The organism is Flavobacterium sp. Leaf359 (assembly GCF_001423985.1).
Classification (GTDB): domain Bacteria; phylum Bacteroidota; class Bacteroidia; order Flavobacteriales; family Flavobacteriaceae; genus Flavobacterium; species Flavobacterium lindanitolerans.
The window spans coordinates 218445-222049 of the sequence record NZ_LMPW01000001.1 but is presented as its reverse complement, the minus strand read 5'-3'; the positions used below and the strand labels follow the sequence as shown (position 1 = coordinate 222049).

The 3605-nt window shown below is 40.7% G+C and carries 1 protein-coding gene and 1 pseudogene; both read right to left on the bottom strand.

Going from position 1 to position 3605, the window contains the following annotated elements; translation table 11 throughout:
* A pseudogene (locus ASG38_RS00975) lies at window positions 1-1369 on the bottom strand (fibronectin type III domain-containing protein); the annotation flags it as partial.
* A 270-nt stretch (window positions 1370-1639) separates the two neighbouring features.
* The coding region (locus ASG38_RS00970) for a T9SS type A sorting domain-containing protein (RefSeq protein ID WP_162239630.1) at window positions 1640-3605 on the bottom strand (1966 nt) is incomplete at its 5' end.

Below are 3605 nucleotides of genomic sequence, written 5' to 3'. Positions count from 1 at the left end.
TACCTACACCATTATCTCCTTCTCCTGAATCTGTTGCCGAAGTCAGGTTTCCTGGCGAAACTGCGGCACAACTAGCATTTGGATTTACGGTAAGCGTTACAGCTCCGGAACAGTTATCATTTGCAGGTGGGGGTGGAAATGTTCCCACACAAAGGTCAAAAGTTGTATTCGCATTAGTATTGGCTCCATAGCTAAATACCCTTACGTAGTATGTAGTTCCCGGAGTAAGACCGCTAATGGTACTTGTATCAGGGTCACTTATATTCAGGCTGATAAGACCGCCTCCACAAGTTCCTTCCAATACCTCATGTACTAAATCAGTGGTATTTCCAACTACATTTGAAAGCTGGACACGGTGTGTTGTTGCGGTAGCTACAAACGAATACCATACGTCATCATCCGGAGTTCCGGCACCATTATCCGGCTCACCGGAATCTGTTGCTGATTTAAGTGTACCCGACGTTTTCACAGTACACAATAAATTTGAATTTACTGTTAATGCTATTGCTGCGGAACAAATATCGTTCGCTGGACTGGTTGTAAATGAAACTGTTCTCCAAGGACTCTGAGTAGCGGTACAGATTGTTCTTAAATGAAAATAATAGGTTGTGCCAGGTGGCAAACTTGAAGTTGAATAGGTATTAGCTGTTATTGATGTACCGGCACCTGAAGGATCCGCACTCGTTGTATTCAAAACATATTCAAAACCTGTAACTCCTGCGGTAGCATCCCAGTTGATTGTAGCACCACCCGGATTCAATGAAGCGACAGCCAATCCTGTTGGCGCACCGCAAGCAATTGAACGAATTGTTGGCGAGCTGAAACAAAAACCATAATTCCAATCCGGACCGGCAAGATCGTCATCATAAAAAATACGATATCTGAATCCTGTTAATTGTGCCGGAGTAAAAGTAGAAATGTTAAGCCCTTCTGTTAAATAAGTTGTTTTGGGGATAGTACAAAAGTTATCAGTTATACTAGTATTGTTACCAGGAATTGAGCTTGAACCCCATGGAACCCACGTTGAAGTAGCTGCATTCCAGTACTCAAATCTCAGAACATCATTATCCAAATAACGATATCCATATTGCACTGTTATTTCTAATGTGGTTTCACCAGCTGTGAAAGCCGGTGTCAGATTGATTACAGGAGATTCGGCCGCAATATTATCATCATGCGGATTTCCTGCATCATCATCGTCATAAGCAAAAAAGGCTGTAGTTCTCGGATCAGATTCGAAAGCATTAGGATCCGAATTGTAGGTGCCCGTTATTGTCCAGGCGGGGTTTGGCCAGTTCGCTGATTGATTCAGCGTCTGGGAATTGACTTGCCAGCATAGCAGGACAAGCAATGCGTAGATTTTCTTCATATTGTTTAAAAGTTTAGTTAATACACTGCAATATAACCAATTATTTTAATATAATTTTAAGATTTAAAGAATAAATATTTATCCTCAAAAATGCCTTATTTTGCTATATTCTTACCAAAAAACATTAGTTTAAAACACATCTACGTTCAATTTATTCTTGTTTGAAAATGATAAAAGCGGTCTTCAAGGAACCGCTTTTTTAAAATATAATAAAACAAAAAATCCCGGCTACAAATACAGCCGGGATTCTTTTTAAAAAGTTATATCAAATTATTTTTTGATTACTTTAATTGTCTTAACCTGATCGCCTACAGCAACTTTTACCAGGTAAGTTCCTCCTGCCAGGCTTGACATGTCAACAGAAGCATCTGTAGCTCCGATTGGTTTTGTAAGCACTTGTTGTCCCAGTAAATTAAAGACTGATACATTAGAAATTTCTTGTGTATAAGACAAGTTTAGTACGTCAGTAACAGGGTTTGGATAAGTTCTGAAATTAAAATCATTGAATGAAGTTGTGCCCAATGAGGCATCATAAGCCGAAATTCCAAATGTTCCTATAGCGTTATTACCAAATTCATATACCCTAATATACAATGTAGCTCCCGGAGTCTGTCCTGTTAGAACTATTTTAGAATACGAACCTGTATCAGCACCGTCATCGTCGCAACCTACCTGAACCAAAGACCCACATACTCCGGAATATACCGTTATAACACTGTCAAATCCTGTTGCACCGGTACTTGAATTTCCTGTTTCAACGGTTATGTTCCCACTTGCCGGAACTACTACAGAATACCATATATCTCCTCCGGAATATCCGCCACATATTGTTGGCGCAGTTTCTGTTGAACTTGCAGTAGCAGCTATGTTTGTTCCGTCAGTAACGTTACCAAAAGCACTTGTAGGTGTTAATGCTATAGCTCCCGTACAATCATCGTTAACCGGTGGTGCCGGAGGTATTCCAACGCAAACCGTAAATGTAGTTCTCAATGTAGAAGAGTAAGAATAAATTCTAAAGAAATAGGTATTTCCAACGGTCAGACCTGTTAAGTTTACAGGTGAGTCCGGAGTATCCTGACAAACTATTGAAGCACCACCGCATGAGTCGAATACCTCCGTAACTATATCCGAAGTACCACTTCCTGTTCCATTCGTTATTATAATACTATGCGCAGTTTCTGCAGCAACAAATTTATACCAAACATCATCATCAGCCGTTCCTACACAACCTGCCAGACTTTGGGTCGCTCCAACGGTAGTTCCGCTAACTGGCGAAGAACAAGTTGCAGAAGTACCCGGAGTCAATAAAACGGCATTAGCACAATCATCATTTACCGGAGGACAAGCTGTCTGGTTTTGTGCCGAACTTGTCACGACACAGTTTCCATCCTGATTGTTTGCTACTGTAAGAACCACAGATGTATTGTTAGGATATGGCCCGAATTGAACCATACCTGTAGCCGTTACCTGTTGTGCCGGACTTGACTGATTGTCTGTAACGGTCAAAGAAGTTGCCGTACCCAAACTTGTTATGTTTGCATTAACAAAGAATCCAGGTGAAACGTCACAGTTTGATGTTCTGGTGAATGTTACTGTTGGGATTGCACAGGTATTTTCCGTGATATTTAATGTATACGCAAAGCTTTGTGGCGATGGCCAGCTCGAAAGAACAATATAGTATGTTGTTCCGGCACTAACAGCAAGTTGGTTAATTTCCCTGTTTCCGCTACCGCTACCAGAAGCACAGGCAATAGCTGCCGTTCCAATATCACTACAGTTTGTATAAACCAGCATTCCTGTATAACTTGGTGCTCCGGGAATTCTTATATTAATTGATGTATTTACTGTCGGCGTATAGGCATATACAACATCATCACCATTTAAATAATAGTTTGAAGTACCAGAACAGCCTGAATCTCCTCCATTTGGAAAATCATAATCGTCACCATACAGGTTCGTATTATCGGTTGTGGTATATGGTAAACTTGTCACTACAATTGGATTTCCACATACAGAACCTACCGGTGGCACACCTACACATACATTAAAAGTTGAAGTAGCCCCTGTGTCTGAAGAATTACTAAATACCCTTACATAATAAGTAGTACCTGCTGTTAATCCTGAAGCAGTACTCACATCAGGATCACTTACATACCTGCTGATTAAACCTCCTCCACAGGTTCCTTCCAATACTTCATGTACAAGATCTGTTGGAGACCCGGCCACGTTCAAAAGT